Below are 20,908 nucleotides of genomic sequence, written 5' to 3'. Positions count from 1 at the left end.
GGCCGGGCTCATGAAGAACCCTGACCCTTTCAGATGCTTCCTCACGTATGGGAAGCGGCATGACGGCAAACCGTCAATCAGGTGTGAGCGTCAGTGGGGTCGTTTGTCATCTACGGGACTCCTTCACCGAGGTGAAAACTCGGGTTAGAAAAATTTTGCTCCCGATTGTTCCTGCAGTCAATGGCTCCATGTCATCCATGTGAGCGTCATGGTTACCTACATGGAGGTCGCACCATGGTGCTCTGACTGGCGGTAAGTTGGATCGCAGACGGGTTGTGCTGATCAGCGCTGGCCTCTTTGGGCATCTGGTGGCGATGTTTGACGCCCTCTTGACCTGCACCTCAAAGTAGCCGCTGCCGCGCCGCGGCATACTCCCGCTTGAGCTGCGAGATGAACTCAGCCGCACTCTGCACCCGAGTCACGGCGCCAATGCCTTGACCACAGCCCCAGATATCTTTCCAGGCTTTGGCGTTGTCGCCACCAAAGTTCATGGCGCTGGGGTCACTGTGCGGCAATTGCGCCGGGTCCAAGCCGGCGGCGCGTATGCTGGGCGCCAGGTAGTTACCATGGACGCCAGTGAACAGGTTGCTGTAGACGATGTCGTCCGAGTTGCCGTCCACGATCGCCTGCTTGTATGCCTCAGCCGCCCGCGCCTCAACGGTTGCGATAAAGGCCGAGCCGATGTAGGCAAAGTCTGCCCCCATGGCTTGGGCGGCGAGCACCGCGCCACCCGTGGCGATCGAGCCGCTGAGCGCCAACGGGCCGTCAAACCACTGACGGATTTCCTGCACCAAGGCAAACGGACTCTTCACCCCGGCGTGCCCACCTGCGCCCGCGGCCACGGCAATCAGACCGTCGGCGCCCTTCTCAATCGCTTTACGGGCATGCTTGTTGTTGATGACATCGTGCAGCACCACACCGCCGTAACTGTGCGCGGCAGCGTTGATGTCTTCACGCGCACCCAGGCTGGTGATGATGATCGGCACCTTGTATTTCACGCACAGCGCCATGTCGTGGGCCAGCCGGTCGTTGCTTTTGTGCACGATCTGGTTGATGGCAAAGGGGGCCGCAGGCTGCTCCGGGTGCGTGCGGTTGTAGCTGGCCAGTGCCTCGGTGATCTCGATGAGCCAGTCTTCCAGTTGCGCTGCAGGGCGCGCATTGAGCGCCGGCATGGCCCCCACCACCCCGCTGGTGCATTGGGCAATCACCAGCTTGGGGTTGCTGATGATGAACAGCGGCGAGGCAATCACCGGGAAAGGCAAAGCGTTCAAGGGTGCCGGCAGACGCGTCATCGAATCAATTGCCTCCAACACGCGCAGAGGGTTGGTAGCGGTCTGGCGTGCACTGCACGGGCCTGCAACAGTTGCTGCTTAACCTCAAAACGCGTCCAGCGCCAAAGCTGTCACGCAGGCGGCACCGTCCACAATGCTGTCGCGCATGCCGGGGGCTTTGGTCAGGATGTGGTCGGCATAAAACCGTGCGGTGATGATTTTGGCTTGCATGAAGGCCATATCTTCCCCGCGCGCCAGGGCATCCTGCGCCACCAGCAGCGCGCGGCCCATTTGCCAGCCCGCCATCAGGTTACCCGCCAGCATCAGGTAGGGCACGCTACCGGCAAACACGTCGTTGGGATGCGCCTTGGTGTTGCCAGCGACAAAGTCCACCACGTCGTTGAACGCCAGGCGAGCCGCAGCCAGGCGCCTGGCCATGACCAACGCGTCCGGGGTGCCACTGGCTTTCAACGCCGCCTCAGTGGTCTCGATCTGCACCGCCAGCGCTTTGGCGGTCTGGCCACCGTCACGCGCGGTTTTGCGACCCACCAAATCATTGGCCTGGATGGCGGTGGTGCCTTCGTAGATGGTCAAAATTTTCGCGTCGCGGTAATACTGGGCGCAGCCGGTTTCTTCAATGAAACCCATGCCACCGTGCACCTGCACACCCAGCGAGGTGACTTCCTGGCTCATCTCGGTGCTGTAGCCTTTGACCAGCGGCACCATGAATTCGTAAAAGGTTTCGTTTTGCGCACGGGTTGAGGCATCCGGGTGGTGGTGCGCAGCGTCATATGCCGCCGCGGCCACACTCGACAAGGCCCGGCACCCTTCGGTGTAGGCCCGCATGGTCATCAGCATGCGTTTGACATCAGGGTGATGGATGATGGGCCCAGCCGCGGGCAGGGAGCCATCCACCGGGCGGCTTTGGATGCGGTCTTTGGCAAACGCCGCGGCCTTTTGGTACGCCATTTGGGCAATCGCCACGCCCTGCACGCCCACACCGTAACGCGCAGCGTTCATCATGATGAACATGTATTCCAGACCACGGTTTTCCTGCCCCACCAGGTAACCGACGGCGCCGCCTTCGTCACCAAACTGCAAGACACAGGTGGGGCTGGCCTTGATGCCCATCTTGTGTTCGATGGACACACAGTGCACGTCGTTGCGCGCGCCGACGCTGCCGTCTGCATTCACCAAAAATTTGGGCACCACAAACAAGCTGATGCCTTTGACCCCGGCAGGTGCGCCGTTGACCCGCGCCAGCACCAGGTGCACGATGTTTTCCGCCAGGTCGTGTTCGCCCCAGGTGATGAAAATTTTGGTACCGGCAATTTTGTAGCTGCCATCGGGCTGGGGCTCGGCGCGGGTACGCACCGCCGCCAGGTCGCTGCCGGCTTGTGGCTCGGTCAGGTTCATGGTGCCGGTCCACTGGCCGTTGACGAGTTTTTCCAGGTAGACGGCGTTGAGTTCGGGTGAGCCGGCGGTCAGCAACGCTTCGATGGCCCCATCGGTCAGCAGCGGCAACAGGGCAAAACTCATGTTGGCCGAGTTCTGCATTTCACCCACCGCCGAGCCGATGGTTTTGGGCAGGCCCTGGCCACCAAAAGCCACCGGGTGCTGCAGGCCTTGCCAACCGGCCTCGGTGTACTGCTTGAACGCCTCCCTGAAACCCGGCGTGGCGGTCACCGCGCCGTCTTTCCAGCTGGTGGGGTTCTGGTCGCCGGTCCAGTTCAGCGGGCTGAGCACGCCTTCACAAAACTTGGCCGCCTCCTCCAGCACCGCCTGGGCGGTCTCGAATCCGGCGTCTTCCATGCCGGGCAGCTGTTCAATCTGGTCAATACCGGCCAGGTACTTGATGTTGAACAACATGTCTTTCAGGGGGGCGGCGTAGCTCATGGTCTGTTTCCTCTTGCTTTTGATGGTCCACCACGCCAGCACATCCGTACCGGCGAAAAAAAGGGCATCACCCGGATGCCCTGCAGAAATGTCAGCCTTACAGCGCGGCCACTAACTCCGGCACGGCGGTGAACAAGTCAGCCTCCAGCCCGTAGTCAGCCACGCTGAAGATCGGTGCCTCGGGGTCCTTGTTGATGGCCACGATCACCTTGGAGTCTTTCATGCCCGCCAAGTGCTGGATGGCACCGCTGATGCCTGCGGCAATGTAGAGCTGCGGCGCCACGATCTTGCCGGTCTGCCCGACCTGCCAGTCGTTCGGGGCATAACCGGCGTCCACCGCCGCGCGGCTGGCACCGACGGCGGCACCGAGCTTGTCGGCCAGCGGAATCATGACCTCGTTGAACTTTTCCTGCGAACCCAAAGCGCGGCCACCGCTGACGATGATTTTGGCGGCCGTGAGTTCGGGGCGGTCGTTTTTGGCAATCTCGCTGCCCACATAAGTGCTGCCAGCTGACACCGCCACCGGCGCTGCCGTCTGAATGGCTGCCGGTGCTTGTGCGGATGGGGCCGCCGCATCAAACGCCGTGCTGCGCACAGTGATGACCTTGATGGCATCTAGGCTTTGCACGGTGGCAATCGCGTTACCGGCGTAGATGGGGCGTTCAAAGGTATCGGGGCTGATGACTTTGGTCATGTCGGAAATCTGGCCGACATCGAGTTTGGCGGCCACCCGTGGGGCGATGTTTTTGCCAGAAGCGGTAGCGGCAAACAGGATGTGACTGTAGGCGCTGGCCAGGGCCACCACTTGCGCGGTGACGTTTTCAGCCACGGCGTGGGCCAGGGTGTCGGCGTCGACATGGATGACTTTGGCGACACCTGCCACTTGGGCTGCAGCGGTGCCCACCGCAGCGGCGTTGAAACCGGTCACCAGCACATGCACCTCGCCACCGAGTTGGCTGGCAGCGGTGATGGTGTTCAAGGTGGCGGGCTTGAGATGGGTGTTGTCGTGTTCGGCGATAACGAGAGTGGACATGAAGGTGCTCCTGAGAATGGGGTGGGTGGCCCTGTGTTGTCACTGCTCCCCCCGGTTGTCATGGCGGACCTGATCCGCCATCCATGGATCCCGAATCAAGTCCGGGATGACAAGCTTGGAAACTGATGACAGTCTGGGGAAATGATGTCAGCTTGGGCCAATGGCGGCCAAGTGGCTTAAATCACCTTGGCTTCGTTTTTGAGTTTGGCCACCAGCGTGGCGACATCGGGCACCTTGATGCCGGCGCTGCGTTTGGGCGGCTCGGTGACTTTCAGGGTTTGGATGCGCGGGCTCACATTGACGCCCAAGTCCTCGGCCTTGATGACTTCGAGCGTCTTTTTCTTGGCTTTCATGATGTTGGGCAACGTGACGTAGCGTGGCTCATTGAGGCGCAGGTCAGCGGTCATGACCGCTGGCAGCGTGACTGAGAGGGTTTCCAGGCCGCCGTCAATTTCACGGGCGATGGTGGCTTTGCCGTCGGCGACCTCAATTTTGCTGGCACATGTGACCTGTGGCAAATCCGCCAGGGCGGCGAGCATCTGGCCGGTCTGGTTGCAGTCGTCGTCAATGGCCTGTTTGCCCAGGATGATGAGGCCGGGCTGTTCTTTGTCCACCAGCGCCTTGAGCAGCTTGGCCACCGCCAGCGGCTGCAGCTCTTCGGCAGTTTCGACCAGGATGGCACGGTCAGCGCCGATGGCCATGGCGGTGCGCAGGGTTTCCTGGCACTGGGTCACGCCGCAGGACACCGCGATGATCTCGGTGGCGATGCCTTTTTCTTTCAGGCGCACCGCTTCTTCCACGGCGATCTCGTCAAACGGGTTCATGCTCATTTTGACGTTGGCAATGTCTACACCGGTGTTGTCCGACTTGACCCGGACCTTCACGTTGTAGTCCACCACGCGTTTGACTGCGACCAGGACTTTCATAAAAACGTCTCTCCAAAGTAGTAATTAAAAGCTCACAAACCACCAAATGCACCTCAAACCAATTGACGTGCACGTCAACTTCAGCATTCTATGCGGACCCACCCACCGGTTGATTCTCAAGGCCTGCAATTCGGACATCCGGCATTAATAGAACGACCGTGCTTTTTTATTATAGTCAGGGAGGCGCGCTTGGCAAGGCCGGGGCCACACGCGCATGGATAACACGCTGCGGGAACGGAATCTCGATGTGGTGTTCGCGCAGCAGGCGCAAGATCTCCACATTGATCTCGGAGCGCAGGTTGTCGCCGCCATTCTCGGGGTCGCCAATCCAGTAGCCCAACCTGAACTCCAGCCCGTCGGCGCCAAATGCCATCAGCGCGACGGCCGGGCCGGGCTCTTTGAGCACCCGCGCACGCGACGCCGCTGCCTGCAGCAACAACTGCGTCACCAGAGCCACATCGCTGTCGTACCCCACCGACACCGTCGTCGAATGCCAGACTTTCGGGTCAGCCAGTGAGAGGTTTTCCACCCGGCTGGTGATCAGCATCTCGTTGGGGACGATGGATTCGCGGCCACTGAGCGAACGGATCACGGTGTAGCGCGCGTTGATCTCGGTGATGACGCCGCTGAAGTTGTCCACCTGCACCGTGTCCCCGATCCGCATGCTGCGCTCGGCCAGGATGACAAAGCCTGACACGTAATTGGCGGCCAGTTTCTGCAAACCCAACCCGATACCCACACCGACCGCACCGCCCAGCACCGACAGGGCGGAAAGGTCAATACCCACCGCCGACATGGCCACCAGCAACCCGACAAAGATCAGCAGCGCCCGCGCGGCGTTGCTGAAGGCCTTGCGCAAGCTCAATTCGCCGCCCCGGGCGTGGCGCAGCAGCTTGGCCTCGACGGCGGAGGAGATCCACAGCGTGATGATCAGCACCAGACCTGCGGTGAGCGAGCCTTCGATCATCTTGCGCACCGACAACTCGCTGGCCCCCACTTTCCAACGGATCTGGTCAAGCTCATCCATCAAGATGGGCAGCAGGCCGCTGACCCACAACACCATCGCCAGCCACGCCAACCAGGAGATGGTGCGCTCCAGGAAGCGGACAAAGGGTGTCGTCTGAAATGTCGCCTGCAGCACCTTGACACCGGTGCGAATCACCAGCAGCGACAGCAGTACCGGAATGGCGATCCTGAACGCGGCCAACGGCAACACGCTGGCCAGCAACATGCGCGCCGCATAGGCCAGCACCAGCCAAAGTGCCGGGAACAACACACCGTCCACAATCCGCCGGCCAAAGGTGATGGTGTTGGCGTCCCGGCCAACAAACGCCCTGCCTGTCAAGGTGGCCAGCAGCCAGGCCAGCAGCGCGCAAGCGGCCAACACCGCCAATTCAATCAAGGTGCTGGTTTGTGCCAGCGCCGCCAGCCAAGTGTCAAATTCGTCCGGTTGGACCTCAGACATCCGCCATGACCCGAATGTGCGCCTCCACGCTGCGTGACAAGGAACTCATCACATAGCCGCCTTCCAGGCAACTGATCACACGGCCCTGCGCATGGCGACGCGCCACGTCCATGATGCGCCCGGTCATCCAGGCGTAGTCACTCTCCACCAGCCCGAGCTGGCCCATGTCGTCCTCGCGGTGGGCATCAAAACCGGCGCTGATCAGAATCAGCTCGGGCTCGAACGCATCGAGGCGCGGCATCCAGGCGGCTTCAATCATCTCGCGGATGTCCATGCCCTTGGTGTAGGCGGGCACCGGCAGGTTGACCAGGTTGGGCGCATCCGAGTGCTCCCAGTCCAGCGGGTAAAACGGGTGCTGGTAAAAACTCACCATCAAAATGCGCTCGTCGCCCTTGACGATGTCTTCGGTGCCGTTGCCGTGGTGCACGTCAAAGTCAACGATGGCCACACGCTGCAGGTTGTGTCGCTCCAGCGCGTATTTGGCGGCAATGGCCACATTGTTGAAGAAACAAAACCCCCCCGCCTTGTCGCGGCAGGCATGGTGGCCCGGCGGGCGCACCGCGCAGAAAGCGGTTTTCATCTCGCCCGCCATCACCGCGTCCACCGCGTCGGTGGCGGCACCGGCCGCATGCAGCGCCGCCGTCCAGGTGTGGATGTTGATGCTGGTGTCGGGGTCGATCTGAAGGTGCTCGGCGCCGCCGGCAGCAATTTCTTCCTTCAGTTCGGCGTTCAGACCGCGAATGGCTGCGACGTACATGCGGCCGTGCGCCAGTTCGATGTCGGAGGTGGAGGCCGGTGTGGCCTCGCGGCGGTCCAGCGCCACGTCCAGGCCGGAGATCAGCAAGCGGTCATCAATGGCATCCAGCCGCTCCGGGCATTCCGGGTGGCCGGGGCCCATTTCATGTTTGCGAAAGCTGGGGTGTGTAAAGTAGCCGGTCATTGTCATGATGCATGGTCTCCTGGGATCATTTTTTGGTAAGAATACCTGATGGATACACAAGCAAAACTTACAGCCCTGGTCGATCAGCTTAACACGGTGATTGTGGGCAAGATTGAGCAAACGCAAGATTGTGTGGCTTGTCTTTTGGCAGGTGGGCACCTGCTGATCGAGGACGTGCCCGGGGTCGGCAAAACCACGCTGGCCCATGCGCTGGCCCGCACCTTTGGGCTGGCTTTCTCACGCGTGCAATTCACGGCCGACCTGATGCCCAGCGATTTATTGGGGGTGTCGGTATTTGAGCGCGGCAAGGATGCGTTTGTGTTCCACCCCGGCCCGCTGTTTGCCCAGGTGCTGCTGGCTGACGAGATCAACCGCGCCAGCCCCAAAACCCAAAGCGCGCTGCTCGAAGCCATGGAAGAAAAACAGGTCACGGTCGAGGGTGAAACGCGCCCCCTGCCCTCGCCTTTTTTCGTGATCGCCACGCAAAACCCGATGGACCAGGCCGGCACCTACGCCCTGCCCGAGTCGCAGCTGGACCGCTTTTTGATGCGCATCTCGCTCGGTTACCCGGACCGCGCGGCCGAGCGCCAGTTGCTGCAAGGCGCCGACCGGCGCGACTTGGTGGAGACCCTGCCCAGCCTCTTGACCGCACAGGAACTGCTGACGCTGCAGCGCCAGGTGCTCGCCGTGCACGCGGCCGCCCCTTTGCTGGACTACGTGCAAGACCTGCTGGCCGCCACCCGATCGGGCCAGTGGTTCGTGCAGGGCCTTAGCCCGCGCGCCGGTATTGCCGTGCTGCGTGCTGCCAAGGCACGAGCCCTGTTGAACGGGCGCAACTATGTGGCACCGGATGACGTGCGTGCCATCTTGCCGCAAGCCATTGCCCACCGGCTGATTCCCACCGGCGACGCCGGACGCGGTGCCGTTGAACAGGTGCGCGCTTTGCTGGACGCGGTACCGCTGCCGTGATGACGCCCGCCCCAAGCGCATCTGAGGCCACTTCATCTGCGGGGCGCACCCGCTGGCCTGGCAGAGCCGGTTCCACGGGTGGCTGGGTGTGGAACCCCCTTGCGCTGCTGCGGGCGCGCTTTGCCCGTTGGTGGCAGGCCCGCATGCCGCTGGCCGACAGCGTGACGCTGACCCAGCGCAACGTCTACATCCTGCCCACCCGCGCCGGGCTGATGCTGGGGGCCACCTTGCTGGTGTTGCTGGTGGCATCCATCAATTACCAGCTCAACCTGGGCTACCTGCTGACGTTTTTGCTGGCCGGTTGCGCCGGGGTGGCGATGCACGTGAGCCATGGCAACCTGCGCGGCGTGACCTTGTCTTTGGCTGCACCTGACCCGGTCTACGCGGGGTCTCAGGCGCAATTGGGCATCCAGGTTCTGAACACGGCCAAGCGCCAGCGGTATGCGCTGGCGCTGGCCGTGGCCGACTCGGGGCAGTGGGTGCCCACCGATGTGGCGCCACAAGGCAGTGCCACCGTTTTTCTGGCCTGGCAGGCCACTGAGCGCGGGCTGCACCCGTTGCCCACACTGAGCGCGCAGACTTTTTTCCCGCTGGGCACGTTTCGGGTCTGGACACTGTGGCGGCCTGCGGCACAGTTGCTGGTGTATCCGCGGCCAGAAGTCAAGCCGCCGCCGTTGCCTGACGGCAGTTTTGGCGACGACCACGGCCCGACCCGCACAGCGCCACGCCACCACGGCGAGCCTGACAGTTTTCGACCCTATCGGCGGGGTGATTCGCTGAAAAACATCCTGTGGAAAAAAGCCGCCAAAACCGGTGAGCTGGTCAGCCGTGACAGTGTGGCGGCGCAGCAGCACGATTTGTGGCTGGACCGCTCCCTCACCGCTTTGAATCACCCGGAGCAGCAGCTCAGCCGCTTGTGTGCTTGGGTGTTGCGGGCGGACCAGCTGGGTTTGCGCTACGGCTTGCGGTTGGGCGGGCAGAACCTGGCGCCTGACCACGGCCCGGTTCATTTGCAGCGCTGTTTGCGTGCGCTGGCTTTGGCATGAAACTCCCCACCGCCCTGACCCACCTGCCGCGCGACACCCGTGACACGTTATTCATGCTGGCCGTGATCGGCTGGGTGGTGGTGCCGATGCTGGGCGAGTTGCCGCTGTGGTGCAGCGCGCTCACGGGCTTGGTGTTGCTGTGGCGTGGTGTGCTGGCTTGGCGCGGCCAGTCCTTGCCGGGCAAATGGTGGCGGCTCGGTTTGCTGGCGGTGGCGGTTGCGGCCACGCTGATCTCGTTCAAAACCCTGCTCGGGCGGGATGCGGGCGTGACCTTGGTGGTGGTGTTGCTGGCGCTGAAAACCCTGGAGCTGCGCGCCCAGCGCGACGCGTTTGTGGTGTTTTTTCTCAGTTTCTTTTTGATGCTGACGAATTTTTTCTACTCGCAGTCGCTGTTGACCGCTGCCGCCATGCTGGTGGCGCTGCTGGGCCTGCTGACCGCGCTGGTCAACGCCCACATGCCGGTGGGCCGCCCGCCGCTGTGGCACGCGGCGCGGATTGCCGGGGGCATGACGCTGCTGGGCGCACCGATCATGGTGGTGCTGTTTATGCTGTTCCCACGCATGGCGCCACTGTGGGGGATGCCGAGTGACGCGATGGCTGGGCGCAGCGGGCTGTCGGCCGAGATGACGGTGGGCAACATCGCCAGCCTGGCGCTGGACGACAGCATTGCCATGCGCATCGCGTTTGAAGGCGAGCCGCCCGCACAAAGTGAGCTGTACTTTCGCGGCCCGGTGTTGTCCCGATTTGACGGCACGCGTTGGCGCCCTAATGACAACGTGGGCGTGTTGCGCCCTTCGGACGCACAGTTGCAGGTGCAAGGCCCGGCGGTGCGTTACCAGGTCACGCTGGAGCCGAACCAGCGCCCCTGGCTGCTGACGTTGGATGCCACGCCCGACGCCCCCGAGCTGCCGCAGGGCCGCGCCCGCATGACCTCTGAGCTGCAGTGGCTGCAAAACCGCAACGCGACCGAACTGCTGCGCTACCAGGCGGTCAGTTACCCGCAGTTCAGCCACGGTCCGCTCACATTTGACTCCCGCCTGACGCCTTATCTGGCGCTGCCCGAAGGCTTCAACCCGCGCACCCGCGCACTGGCGCAGGAGTTGCTGGCATCGTTGCCGCCAGGCGGCCCATGGGGTGAAGCCCTGGTGCAAGCCACGCTGGAGCGGCTGCGCACCGGCGGCTACGTTTACACGCTGGAGCCCGGCCTGTATGGCCGCGACAGCGCTGATGAGTTCTGGTTTGACCGCAAAGCCGGGTTTTGTGAACACATTGCCGCCAGTTTTGTGATCCTGATGCGCGCTGCCAACATCCCGGCGCGGGTGGTCACCGGTTACCAGGGCGGCCAGCGCAACAGCGTCGATGGCTTCTGGACAGTGCGCCAGAGTGATGCCCATGCCTGGACCGAGGTCTGGCTGACCGGCAAAGGCTGGGTGCGGGTGGACCCGACCTCGGCGGTGGCGCCCTCACGCACCGGCAGCTTCACCCGGCTGGCAGCGCCGCGCGGCGCGATTGCTGAAGCCATTCTGGGCACAGTCAACCCGCGTTTTGCGCTCAACCTGCGCGCCACCTGGGAAGCCGTCAACAACCGCTGGAACCAGTGGGTGTTGAACTACACCCAGGCCAGCCAGCTCAAGCTGCTCAAAGACATCGGTTTTGAGTCCCCCAGCTGGGAAGACCTGATCTACCTGCTGTGCGCCATCGTCGTCGCGGTGAGCCTGACGGGCGCGAGCTGGAGCGCCTGGGAGCGGCATCGGCAAGACCCGTGGTTGCGGCTGCTGGCACGCGCCCGCAGCCACCTGCAACGCGCAGGGTTCACGCCACCCGAACACGCCACACCGCGCCAACTGGCTGCGCAACTGCTCCAGCCAATCACAGGCAACGCACCCATCCAGCCCGACGCACAAGCTTTTGCCAACTGGCTGCTGCGTCTGGAAGCCGTGCGTTACGCCGCCCAACCCGAGCGCGGCGCCTTGCGGCGCCAGCTGACTACACTGCGTCGCGAACTCCGGCAACTGCGCTGGGGCGCCTGACACCTTTTGACTAGACCATGCCTTTTGCCACACACCCTTTCCGATTGCGACGCTCTTTGGCCCTGCTTTTGATCGCTTTGAGCGCTTTACCCATCAAGGCTGAGGCGACAAATCACTTAAAGAGCAAAAAAGCTGCCAATGTCATCGCCAGTGCCCCGCTCCCCGGCCCGAGCTACGGGCAGCGGCTGGACGCCATGCAGTTTGCAGATGACATCGCCGCAGCCCGCAGCCTGGACCCAGCCTGGGTGCGCCAGACGCTGGCGCTGGCCAACTACATTCCCGCCATTGCCAAAGCCGTGACACCGCCGCCGGTGGGCGTGCCGAAAAACTGGCAGCTTTACCGCAGCCGCTTTGTGGAACCCATCCGCATCCGGGCTGGGGTGGCGTTTTGGCAGGCGCATGAAGCCACCCTGCTGCGCGCGCAGGCCGCGACCGGTGTGCCGGCCGAAATCATTGCCGGGGTCATCGGCGTAGAAACCATCTACGGCCAGCACATGGGCAACCACCGCGTGCTGGACGCGCTGGCCACGCTGGCGTTTGATTTCCCCACCAGCCACCCGCGTGCGGCGGCCCGCACCACTTACTTCCAAGGCGAACTGGCGCAGTTTTTGAGCATGATGTCGCGCGCGGGCACCGACCCGACCGCCTGGCGCGGCAGCTACGCCGGTGCCATGGGGCTGCCGCAGTTCATGCCCAGCAGCTGGCACACCTATGCGGTGGACTTTGATGGCGACGGCGAGGTCAACCTGTTCACCAGCCCGGGTGACGCCATTGGCTCGGTCGCCAACTATCTGAAGTCTTTTGGCTGGCAGCCCGGCGTGCCTACGCATTACCCGGTGCGGTTTGATGCGACCCGGCTGGACATGCCCACCCTGATGGCGCCCGACATCTTGCCGACCTTCAGCGTGGACAGTTTCCAGGCCAACGGCGCGGTGCTGGAAGGTGCGGCGCTGCAACATGCGGGCAAGTTGGCGCTGATCGAGCTGCAAAACGGCGATGCGCCGGCCAGCTATGTGGCCGGCACCGAGAACTTTTACGCCATCACCCGCTACAACTGGAGCAGCTACTACGCTTTGGCGGTGATCGAACTGGGCCAGGCGGTGCGCCAAGCGGCGGACCTCCTCACCCGCCCAGAGCCTGAACCGCAGACGCCGCCCATCACCGAGCCAGCCCTGCGGCCCTGATCGCTCTTGAATGCCGTAGCTACTCGCCCCGACAGCGCCATGGCTAAAAACCGATTTCCTTTTTAGCTTAGAGCAGCAGCCACAAACCGGCGGCGCCCAGGGCGAGCAAGCCCAGCGATACCGGCAGCATCAGCCGACGCAACTCGGACGAGCCCAGGCCCAACACCATGGCGCTTTTGGCTACGGTGTTGGCCAGTACCGCCATCACCACCGCGCGGGCGCCCAGTGGCAGGCTGGCCGGGTCGACCTTGACCAGATCCGCCATGGCCAGGGTGATGGCGTCCACATCGGTCAGGCCGGCCACGGCCGAGGCCACGTACACCCCTGCGTCGCCAAAATACAGCTGCGCCGCGCGCGCCAGCAGCACCACCACACCAAACAGCAGGCCAAACTTGATGGCTTCGCTGAGCTCGAACGGGTTGCTGCCCGACTTGACCTCGCCGCGCACCTGACGCTGGCTGATGCGCCACAGCCACGCCACCGCCAGCAGGCTGGCCACGCTCAGCACACCCAGCACCCCAAACAGCTGCTGCCCCAGCTCCCAGCTGATCAGCGCGGTCATGATGGCCACGCGCACCAGCATCACCGTCCAGGCCAGCAAGATGCCCAGCGCCAGCGCCGGTGCCTCGGCGCCGTCCTGCTGGCTGCGCCGGGCAAAGCCCAGGGTCACCGCCGTGCTGGACGCCAGGCCGCCCAAAAGGCCCACCAGGCCAATGCCGTGCTCGGGGCCCACCACCTTGATCACCAGATAGCTGGCAAAGTTCAGCGCCGAGATCAGCACCACCATCAGCCAGATCTTGTAAGGGTTGAGCGCATCCAGCGGCGCCGGGCCATACGAGTCGTTGGGCACCAGCGGCAAGATGATCAGCGTGACGATGGCAAACTTGAGCGTGGCCTCCACATCCGCCGTATTGATCTGGGTGGCAAGGCGGTGCAGCCATTCTTTCAGCGCCAGCAGCAGCGCCATGACCACCGCAATCGCGCTGGCCAGCTGCAACTGCCCGTGGGCGCACAGCAGACCCAGCAAAAATGCCAGCAGTGCCGACACCTCGGTGGTGATGCCGGTGTCGCCACGGATCGCCGCCACCACGTAGGCACTGACCAGCAGCACCCCCACCAGGACAAAAATGACCAAAGCCCACACGCTCAGGCCCAGCGATTTGTCCAGATAACCGGCCAGCGCTCCGGCCAGAGAAATCAGCGCAAAGGTGCGCACACCGGCGCCACCGTCACCGCCTTTGCTGCGCTCGCGCTCCAGGCCCAGCAAGGCGCCCAGGCTGATGGCAACCGCAAAACTGATGGCCAGTTGGGTGTCGCTCATGGCTCACCTGGCATCCGGGTCAACAGGCTCAGGCCACCACCACCGCTTCAAAGTCCAGGTAAAGCTCGTCCACCCAGACGTCGACCTCGTTGACGTCAATCTGCAAGAACGCCATCGACTGCGGGCCAAACTGCGACCACTCGCGCTGGTCTTTCAGCCCCTCGTGCTGGGCCACCAGATGGTCGGCAATGATGGCAATGGCAACCAGCTGACGCACCTCTTCGGGCACGCTGGCGTCGTGCAACACGGCCGTGTCATGGTGTAGCCGCACCGCATGCACCACCGTGGCAGGCAGACGCCAGGTTTTCGCCACGATGGCGCCCACCACCGCGTGGTCGGTGCGGTGGACGGCGTTTTCGGTCTGCACAAAGGTCCGGTCGCGGCGCGCCATGGCCTCGATCAGCGTGCTTTTGTAGCCGCGCAAACCTTGCAGCATCACCGGAATGCCGACATGGAAAAACAGCCCGCACGTCTTGGCCATGTCAACGTCCACGCCGTACATCTGCCGGGCGATGTGCGCCATGGCCAGGCTGCGGCGGGTCGATGACTCCCAGAAATGCTCGATCAGCGTCGGGTCGATGCGAATCGCGTTGCGCAGCAAAAAACCGGTCAGGATGGTGGCGGTGGGTTTGACACCCAGCATGGCAATGGCCTGGCCTACCGAATTGACCGGCTCGCGCCGCGCATACAGCGAACTGTTGGCGATTTTGATCAGCGCAGCCGCCATGGCCACATCACCGCCAGCAATGTCGGCCACCCGGTGCGGGTTGGGGTCCGCCTGGGACAGTTCGTTTTGCAACTGCACCAGCAGGTGCGGGCAAGGGGGAATCACGATATCTTTGACCGGTCCCGCATCACGTGCGGCTTCCAGTTCACGGCTCAAATCTCGGGTGGTCATGGGCAAGGCTCCTAGCCCCTATTATTGCCATGAAAGCGCCCTGAAGCGCTCGATCCGATCAAACAGTGGCGCGCCTTTCGTCCACCATGCGCAGTCCACGAAACAACTGCTGCGCCAGCGCCTGCGCGCTCAAGGGTCTTGAAAAATAATAGCCCTGCAGCTCGTCACAGCCCAACACCTTGAGTTGTTCGGCCTGCGCTGACGTCTCCACGCCTTCGGCCACCAGCCGCAGGCCAAGCGCATGGCCCAGCGCCACAATCGAGCGCACGATGGCCAGGTCCGCCGGGTCGTCCAGCATCGACTGCACAAACGACTTGTCGATTTTCAGTTCGTCAATCGGAAAGCGTTTCAGGTAGGCCAGGCTGGAGTAGCCGGTGCCAAAGTCGTCAATCGACAACTGCAGCCCGAGCGCCTTGATGGCCATGAGCTTGTCGCTGGCCGCCGCCGGGTCGGCCATCAGGTGCGATTCGGTGATTTCCATCACCAGCCGGGTGGCATCACAGCCGTGGCGCTCAAGACACTCGCGCACCATCGACACCAGGTCCGGGTCCGCCAGCTGCGCGGCCGACAGGTTGATCGACATGTCCAGTTCGGCCAGGCCCAACACCTGCCATTGCGCCGTTTGCCGACAGGCTTCGTTGATCACCCAACGGCCGATCGGCTGGATCAGGCCACATTCTTCAGCGACCGGGATAAACGTGGACGGCGAGATGGGGCCCAACTCGGGGCTGTGCCAGCGCAGCAAGGCCTCGACACCCACCACCTGTTGGGTGATGGCGTCCACCTGGGGCTGGTAATGCAGGGTGAATTCCCCCCGGTCCAGCGCCAGGCGCAGTTGCTGCTCCAGCGTCTGGCGCTCGCGGATCGCCATGTCGATGGAGACGTCGAACACGCGGGCGGTGTCGCGGCCCGAGGTTTTGGCCTCGTACATGGCGGCGTCGGCCCGGCGCATCAGCTCCACCAGGTCATGGCCGTCGGTGGGGTAGATGGCAATGCCGACGCTGCACGACACATTGAGCTCGTGCCCCTGTACCCGGTGCGGCTGGCGGATCAGCGGGATCAGGCGCTGCTCGGCCTGCCAGCGTGCCTGGGCGCCGTCCTGCAGGTTGCGCAGGATCACCACAAATTCATCACCACCCAGGCGGCTGACCAAATCACCGGCGCGCACCGCCTGCTTGAGCCGCTGCGCCACCGACTGCAGCAAGCCGTCGCCTACGTGGTGGCCCAGCGTGTCGTTGATGGTCTTGAAACGGTCCAGGTCAATGAACAGCACCGCCACACATTCGCCGCTGCTGCGCGCCTGCTTCAGGGCGGCGTCCAGCGTTTCCACACACAGGGCGCGGTTGGGCAGCTCGGTCAGCACATCGTGGTGCGCCAGGAACTTGACCCGCGCTTCGGTGCGTTTGCGGTCCGTGATGTCGATGGCGATGCAGATGAAATGCGAGATTTCTTCCTGGTGGCTGGATTCGCGCACCGCCGAGATCATCAGCCAGGCCGGGTAGGTGTCGCCGCTGCGCTTGCGCAGCAGCACTTCGCCCTGCCACTCGTTGCGTTTGTGGATGGTACGGGTCATGTCTGACAGGACGGCAGCATCCAGCGCGTCGGCCAGATCTTCGGGCGTGTCGTGCGGCTGGTGCCCCAGCAGGCGGCCCAGATGCTCGCCCACCACCTCGTAAAAATCGTACGAGGTGGCCCGGCAGTAGGCCCGGTTGACGCTGAGCACCCGCTGCTGGCTGTCCATGATGATGATGCCTTCGCTGGAGGCCTCAAACACCTTGGCCCACAGCTCCATGCGCTGCTCCATGATCTTGAGCACGTTGATGGGCGTGAAGGTGGTCAGCACCGCATCCTGCCCCTGAAAACTCAGGCGCCGCGCCGACAGCACCGCCCACGACGACTCGGTACCGCCGAGCCAGCGCACCTCGAACTCATCAATCTGGTCCCGGTCAGAGAGTTGCTGGAAAAATCGTGCGCGCACACCCGGCTCCAGCCCCTTGTGCCAGGGGTCGGTGATGCAGCCGGCCAACCAGGGCTGCGCGCCCTCATTGGCGTGCAACACCTGGTGCTCGGGGATCGAGGTGACCATCATCGCCACCGGAATCGACTCCAGCAGCTCGGCCTGGGCCCGCGCCGCACGTGCACTGGCGGCCAACTCTTCGCGCGCGCTGCGGTCCTGATCCAGTTGCGCCAGCATGCTGTTGAAGGTCTGCACCAGGTGGCCGATTTCGTCCTGGCTGGCCCACTGCGCGCGCAGGTTGTAGTTGCCGCTCTGGCGCACAGCGTTGGCCACACTGGCCAACTGCTGCAAAGGCCGCGAGATCAGCCGCGCCACGGTGTAGACCACGCTCAGAATGGCCACCAGCAGCGCCAGCGCGGTGCCCAGATGCAGCCACATCTTCTGAAACAAGGTGCTGACGCGCGCCTGCAACAAGCCTTCCAGCGCCTGCGCCGACGCCCCCCAGGCCGCGTTGAGCGCGTCCAGCGCTGCGCCATAGGTGGCGGCAATGGCCTGGCGGTCTTGCGGCTGCACCCCCTGCTCGGACGCCTTTTGCACCTGACCCAGCAGTCGGCCCAGTTGATCATCCAGCGCACGCTGGTGTGTTTGTAATGCCGCCTTGAGCGCGGGGCTGCCCGCGGCATAGGCCTGGCTGTAGTCAGAGGTGATGCCCTGGCGGATGGCATCCAGGCGCCCGGCCAGAATCAGCAGCGTGGTGCCCTGCAGGGAGGAGGCCAGCCCGGCTTTGGCGCCGGGTTGATCAACCGCCTGAGCGGTTTCAAACAGCACCTCCACCAGTTCCGGGAAACGCAGCACCACCAGCGACATGTTGTAGTAACTGTCCAGATCCGGGTCCAGGATCAGATTCGACTGGTTACCCACGGTGGTGATCAGGCTGCGGGCCTGGGCGATGGTGGGCTTCAGCGCGTCCGGCAGCGGCTGCCCGGCAGGGGCCGTGGCGCCCAGGCTGTCGACAAACGCCTGGCTGTCCACCTGCGACTGCAGCACCTCATCCTGCGCGCGCTGGGACGCCAGCCGATGCCGCGCAGCGGTGGTGTCGACCTGGGCCAGACCGGGTGTGCCAACCTGCGGCATCAACACGTCGCGCACCGCGTTGGTGTAGGCCACGCCCACCAGCTCCTTGCGGGCGAAGTCAATGGCCAGGTACTTTTCGTTGATCAGAATGCCGGAGACAAAGATCACCGCCGTCAGATCCAGCAGGTAAATCAGGGTCAGCTTGCGGCTGACGCTCAGGCGCCCCAACCACGCAGCAATCGGCCCCAGCAGCGGACTCATGTGCGACAACATCGCCAGCCCCACCCCCCTAAACCGGGGTGGGGATCAGGAAGTCGCGGCTGATGTGGACGCCCAGGTCGTTGACCCTGTCGAGAAACTGTGTCAGGTAAGCGTGCAGGCCGGTGGCCAGAATTTCGTCAATGCGGCCGTACTGCAATTCGCTGCGCAGCTTGCCGGCCCGGCGTTGGGTTTCTGACGATTGGTCGTTGGCCACCATCTGCAGGTTAGCCACCACCTCGTTCAGGCACGAATGCAGGCTGCGCGGCATGTCCTGGCGCAGGATCAGCAACTCGGCCACACGCTCGGGTTTGATCACGTCGCGGTAGACCTTGCGGTACACCTCAAAACCGCTGACGCTGCGCAAAATGGCGCTCCAGTGGTAGAAGTCGTACTCTTGGTCTTTGCCGTTGGCGGTGCCGTAAAAGTCACTTTCCACCGCGTGGAACTTCACATCCACCAGCCGTGCCGTGTTGTCGGCACGCTCCAGAAAGGTGCCCAGGCGCATGAAATACAGCGCCTCGTCCATCAGCATGGTGCCCACGGTGACGCCGCGTGACAAATGCGAGCGGAACTTGACCCAGTCAAAAAATTGCGCCGGGTCTTCTTCAAACTCGCCAGCCTTGACCTTGCGTTTGACTTCCAGCCAGGTCTGGTTCAGCGTTTCCCACACCTCGGTGGTGAGCGCGCCACGCACGGCGCGGGCGTTCTCACGTGCAGCGGTCAGGCAGGACAGGATGCTGGACGGGTTGGTCTCGTCCTTGACCATGAAGTCCATCACCTTGCGGGCGTTGATCTCGCCGTGTTTTTCCTTGTAGGTGAACATCAGCTCGCTGATGGAGAGCAGGCCTTGCCAGCCCGCCAGCGCCACGGCCTCGGATTGCGGCAGCAGCGAGGTTTGGTAATTCACATCGAGCAGGCGTGCGGTGTTTTCGGCGCGCTCGGTATAACGGTTCATCCAGAACAGGTGGTCGGCGGTTCGTGACAGCATAAATATCTTTCTTGGGAAGCGTTGGCGGCCAGGTCGCTAGGCGGCAGCAGCGTCGGTGCTGGACGAGCTTTGCGATTGCGTCTGCGTCGTCAGCGCCTGGGCGGCGTGGGCGGCGGCTGAGCGGTCGTCTTCCAGAATCCAGGTGTCCTTGGTGCCACCACCCTGGGAGGAGTTCACCACCAACGAGCCGTCTTTGAGGGCCACGCGGGTCAGGCCGCCGGGCACCATTTCCACCGTTTTACCGCTCAGCACATAGGGCCGCAGGTCGATATGGCGCGGGGCGATGCCGCTTTCCACAAAGGTCGGGCAGCTCGACAGGCTCAACGTGGGCTGGGCGATGTAGCCACTGGGGTTGGCCGCCACGGCCTTTTTGAAGTCTTCCACCTCGGCCTTGGTGGCGGCCGGGCCCACCAGCATGCCGTAGCCACCGGCGCCGTGCACCTCTTTGACCACCAGGTCTTTCATGTTGGCAATCACATAGGCAAAGTCGTCCTTGTTGCGGCACATGTAGGTGGGCACGTTGTTCAGGATGGGTTTTTCGCCCAGGTAGAACTCAATCATTTTGGGCACATAGGGGTAGATCGACTTGTCGTCGGCCACACCCGTGCCGACCCCGTTGCAGATGCTCACATGGCCAGCCTTGTACACATCCAGCAGACCAGCGCAACCCAGTGTTGACTTGGGGCGGAACACAGTCGGGTCCAAAAAGTCATCATCCACACGGCGGTAAATCACGTCCACCCGCTGCGGGCCGCGGGTGGTGCGCATGTAGCAGAAGTTGTCTTTGCAAAACAAGTCCTGACCTTCCACCAGCTCGACCCCCATCTGCTGCGCCAAAAAGGCGTGCTCAAAATAGGCGCTGTTGTACATACCAGGGGTGAGCACCACCACGGTGGGTTCTGCGGTGGTGGCCGGGCTGCTTTCACGCAGGGTCTCCAGCAGCAAATCGGGGTAATGGGCGATGGGCGCCACCCGGTGTTTGTTGAACAGGTCGGGAAAGAGCCGCATCATCATCTTGCGGTCTTCCAGCATGTAGCTCACGCCGCTGGGCACGCGCAGGTTGTCTTCCAGCACGTAGTACTCGCCTTTGCCTTGCGCATCCGGGGCGCGCACCATGTCGATGCCCGAAATCTGTGAATACACCTGGTTGGGCACATCCACCCCCATCATCTGCGGGCGGAACTGGGCGTTTTGCTCAATCTGCTCACGCGGGATGTGACCGGCTTTCAGAATCTCTTGATCGTGGTAGATGTCATGCAGAAAGCGGTTCAGTGCGTTGACCCGCTGCGTCAGCCCGGCTTCCAGCATGCGCCACTCGTTGGCGGGCACGATGCGCGGGATCAAATCAAACGGAATGAGCCGCTCGGTACCGGCACCATCCTCGTCTTTGTCGCCATACACCGCAAAGGTGATGCCGACGCGGCGGAAGATCATCTCGGCTTCAGCGCGACGCTTGGCCATCATGTCGCCCGGTTGCCGGGCCAGCCATTCGTCGTAAATTTTGTAGTGATCGCGGATTTGCGCGCCATGGGTGAAGAACTCATAGGGCAACTGCGTGTACATCTCGTCAAATTTCTGCATGAATATCTTCTCCTGTTCAAAGGATAGCAAGCTTTGGGCCAGCTGCCGGACGCTGGCGCGCTATTCTT

The 20,908-nt window shown here is 63.1% G+C and carries 15 protein-coding genes; 4 read left to right on the top strand and 11 right to left on the bottom strand.

Annotated elements, in window-relative coordinates; genetic code table 11:
* Window positions 1–341 precede the first annotated feature (341 nt).
* The 6 genes from LHU53_RS01550 to LHU53_RS01525 all read right to left on the bottom strand — a co-directional run bounded on the left by LHU53_RS01550 (window position 342) and on the right by LHU53_RS01525 (window position 7,537).
* Window positions 342–1,292 (bottom strand): nitronate monooxygenase family protein, encoded by a 951-nt coding sequence (locus LHU53_RS01550; RefSeq protein ID WP_227330309.1) that lies wholly within the window; start codon window positions 1,290–1,292, stop codon window positions 342–344.
* Window positions 1,293–1,376: 84 nt separating this feature from the next.
* Window positions 1,377–3,167, bottom strand: a complete 1,791-nt coding sequence (locus tag LHU53_RS01545) for an acyl-CoA dehydrogenase (RefSeq protein ID WP_227330308.1) — start codon at window positions 3,165–3,167, stop codon at window positions 1,377–1,379.
* A gap of 97 nt (window positions 3,168–3,264) precedes the next feature.
* Entirely contained in the window at window positions 3,265–4,200 is a 936-nt protein-coding gene (locus LHU53_RS01540; protein ID WP_227330307.1) for an electron transfer flavoprotein subunit alpha/FixB family protein, read from the bottom strand.
* 176 nt (window positions 4,201–4,376) lie between these two features.
* Entirely contained in the window at window positions 4,377–5,126 is a 750-nt protein-coding gene (locus tag LHU53_RS01535) for an electron transfer flavoprotein subunit beta/FixA family protein (protein WP_227330306.1), read from the bottom strand.
* A 175-nt stretch (window positions 5,127–5,301) separates the two neighbouring features.
* Window positions 5,302–6,591 carry a mechanosensitive ion channel family protein gene (locus tag LHU53_RS01530; RefSeq protein ID WP_227330305.1) on the bottom strand — a complete coding sequence of 430 codons (1,290 nt, stop codon included), beginning with the start codon at window positions 6,589–6,591 and terminating at the stop codon, window positions 5,302–5,304.
* On the bottom strand, window positions 6,584–7,537 hold the full coding sequence (locus LHU53_RS01525) for a histone deacetylase family protein (protein WP_227330304.1): 954 nt from the start codon (window positions 7,535–7,537) through the stop codon (window positions 6,584–6,586). The genes LHU53_RS01530 and LHU53_RS01525 overlap by 8 nt, the downstream gene beginning before the upstream one ends.
* Window positions 7,538–7,579: 42 nt before the next feature.
* Here LHU53_RS01525 and LHU53_RS01520 point away from each other — a divergent pair, with 42 nt between their 5' ends.
* The 4 genes from LHU53_RS01520 to mltB all read left to right on the top strand — a co-directional run bounded on the left by LHU53_RS01520 (window position 7,580) and on the right by mltB (window position 12,760).
* On the top strand, window positions 7,580–8,500 hold the full coding sequence (locus LHU53_RS01520; protein ID WP_227330303.1) for a MoxR family ATPase: 921 nt from the start codon (window positions 7,580–7,582) through the stop codon (window positions 8,498–8,500).
* 86 nt (window positions 8,501–8,586) lie between these two features.
* Entirely contained in the window at window positions 8,587–9,546 is a 960-nt protein-coding gene (locus tag LHU53_RS01515) for a DUF58 domain-containing protein (RefSeq protein ID WP_227330302.1), read from the top strand.
* A complete protein-coding gene (locus LHU53_RS01510; RefSeq protein WP_227330301.1) occupies window positions 9,543–11,576 on the top strand; it encodes a DUF3488 and transglutaminase-like domain-containing protein in 2,034 nt (677 codons plus the stop codon). The genes LHU53_RS01515 and LHU53_RS01510 overlap by 4 nt, the downstream gene beginning before the upstream one ends.
* Before the next feature lie 17 nt (window positions 11,577–11,593).
* Window positions 11,594–12,760 carry a lytic murein transglycosylase B gene (gene mltB, locus LHU53_RS01505; protein WP_227330300.1) on the top strand — a complete coding sequence of 389 codons (1,167 nt, stop codon included), beginning with the start codon at window positions 11,594–11,596 and terminating at the stop codon, window positions 12,758–12,760.
* A gap of 67 nt (window positions 12,761–12,827) precedes the next feature.
* Here the strand turns inward: mltB and LHU53_RS01500 are convergent, their stop codons facing one another.
* Genes LHU53_RS01500 through LHU53_RS01480 form a run of 5 tightly spaced genes read right to left on the bottom strand, consistent with a single transcriptional unit; the run spans window position 12,828 to window position 20,840 of the window.
* A complete protein-coding gene (locus tag LHU53_RS01500; RefSeq protein ID WP_227330299.1) occupies window positions 12,828–14,081 on the bottom strand; it encodes an MgtC/SapB family protein in 1,254 nt (417 codons plus the stop codon).
* Between the two features lie 28 nt (window positions 14,082–14,109).
* Complete coding sequence (locus LHU53_RS01495; RefSeq protein ID WP_227330298.1) at window positions 14,110–14,979, bottom strand: HDOD domain-containing protein; 870 nt, start codon at window positions 14,977–14,979, stop codon at window positions 14,110–14,112.
* A 58-nt stretch (window positions 14,980–15,037) separates the two neighbouring features.
* Window positions 15,038–18,271, bottom strand: coding sequence for an EAL domain-containing protein (locus LHU53_RS01490; protein WP_227330297.1), 3,234 nt, complete (start codon window positions 18,269–18,271; stop codon window positions 15,038–15,040).
* Between the two features lie 28 nt (window positions 18,272–18,299).
* Window positions 18,300–19,259: an alpha-E domain-containing protein gene (locus tag LHU53_RS01485; RefSeq protein ID WP_227330296.1), complete on the bottom strand. Its 960-nt coding sequence runs from the start codon at window positions 19,257–19,259 to the stop codon at window positions 18,300–18,302.
* 36 nt (window positions 19,260–19,295) lie between these two features.
* Window positions 19,296–20,840 (bottom strand): circularly permuted type 2 ATP-grasp protein, encoded by a 1,545-nt coding sequence (locus LHU53_RS01480; RefSeq protein ID WP_227330295.1) that lies wholly within the window; start codon window positions 20,838–20,840, stop codon window positions 19,296–19,298.
* Window positions 20,841–20,908 lie beyond the last annotated feature (68 nt).

The organism is Rhodoferax sp. U2-2l, assembly GCF_020594515.1.
In the GTDB taxonomy this organism is placed as follows: domain Bacteria; phylum Pseudomonadota; class Gammaproteobacteria; order Burkholderiales; family Burkholderiaceae_C; genus Rhodoferax.
Note: the sequence above shows the minus strand (reverse complement) of the source record. Positions and strands in the feature narration are given on the sequence as shown.

Coding starts and splice junctions, on each gene's coding strand:
- LHU53_RS01550 (WP_227330309.1), bottom strand. CDS start 1,292: ATGACGCGTCTGCCGGCACCCTTGAACGCTTTGCCTTTCCCGGTGATT.
- LHU53_RS01545 (WP_227330308.1), bottom strand. CDS start 3,167: ATGAGCTACGCCGCCCCCCTGAAAGACATGTTGTTCAACATCAAGTAC.
- LHU53_RS01540 (WP_227330307.1), bottom strand. CDS start 4,200: ATGTCCACTCTCGTTATCGCCGAACACGACAACACCCATCTCAAGCCC.
- LHU53_RS01535 (WP_227330306.1), bottom strand. CDS start 5,126: ATGAAAGTCCTGGTCGCAGTCAAACGCGTGGTGGACTACAACGTGAAG.
- LHU53_RS01530 (WP_227330305.1), bottom strand. CDS start 6,591: ATGTCTGAGGTCCAACCGGACGAATTTGACACTTGGCTGGCGGCGCTG.
- LHU53_RS01525 (WP_227330304.1), bottom strand. CDS start 7,537: ATGACAATGACCGGCTACTTTACACACCCCAGCTTTCGCAAACATGAA.
- LHU53_RS01520 (WP_227330303.1), top strand. CDS start 7,580: ATGGATACACAAGCAAAACTTACAGCCCTGGTCGATCAGCTTAACACG.
- LHU53_RS01510 (WP_227330301.1), top strand. CDS start 9,543: ATGAAACTCCCCACCGCCCTGACCCACCTGCCGCGCGACACCCGTGAC.
- mltB (WP_227330300.1), top strand. CDS start 11,594: ATGCCTTTTGCCACACACCCTTTCCGATTGCGACGCTCTTTGGCCCTG.
- LHU53_RS01500 (WP_227330299.1), bottom strand. CDS start 14,081: ATGAGCGACACCCAACTGGCCATCAGTTTTGCGGTTGCCATCAGCCTG.
- LHU53_RS01495 (WP_227330298.1), bottom strand. CDS start 14,979: ATGACCACCCGAGATTTGAGCCGTGAACTGGAAGCCGCACGTGATGCG.
- LHU53_RS01490 (WP_227330297.1), bottom strand. CDS start 18,271: ATGAGTCCGCTGCTGGGGCCGATTGCTGCGTGGTTGGGGCGCCTGAGC.
- LHU53_RS01485 (WP_227330296.1), bottom strand. CDS start 19,259: ATGCTGTCACGAACCGCCGACCACCTGTTCTGGATGAACCGTTATACC.
- LHU53_RS01480 (WP_227330295.1), bottom strand. CDS start 20,840: ATGCAGAAATTTGACGAGATGTACACGCAGTTGCCCTATGAGTTCTTC.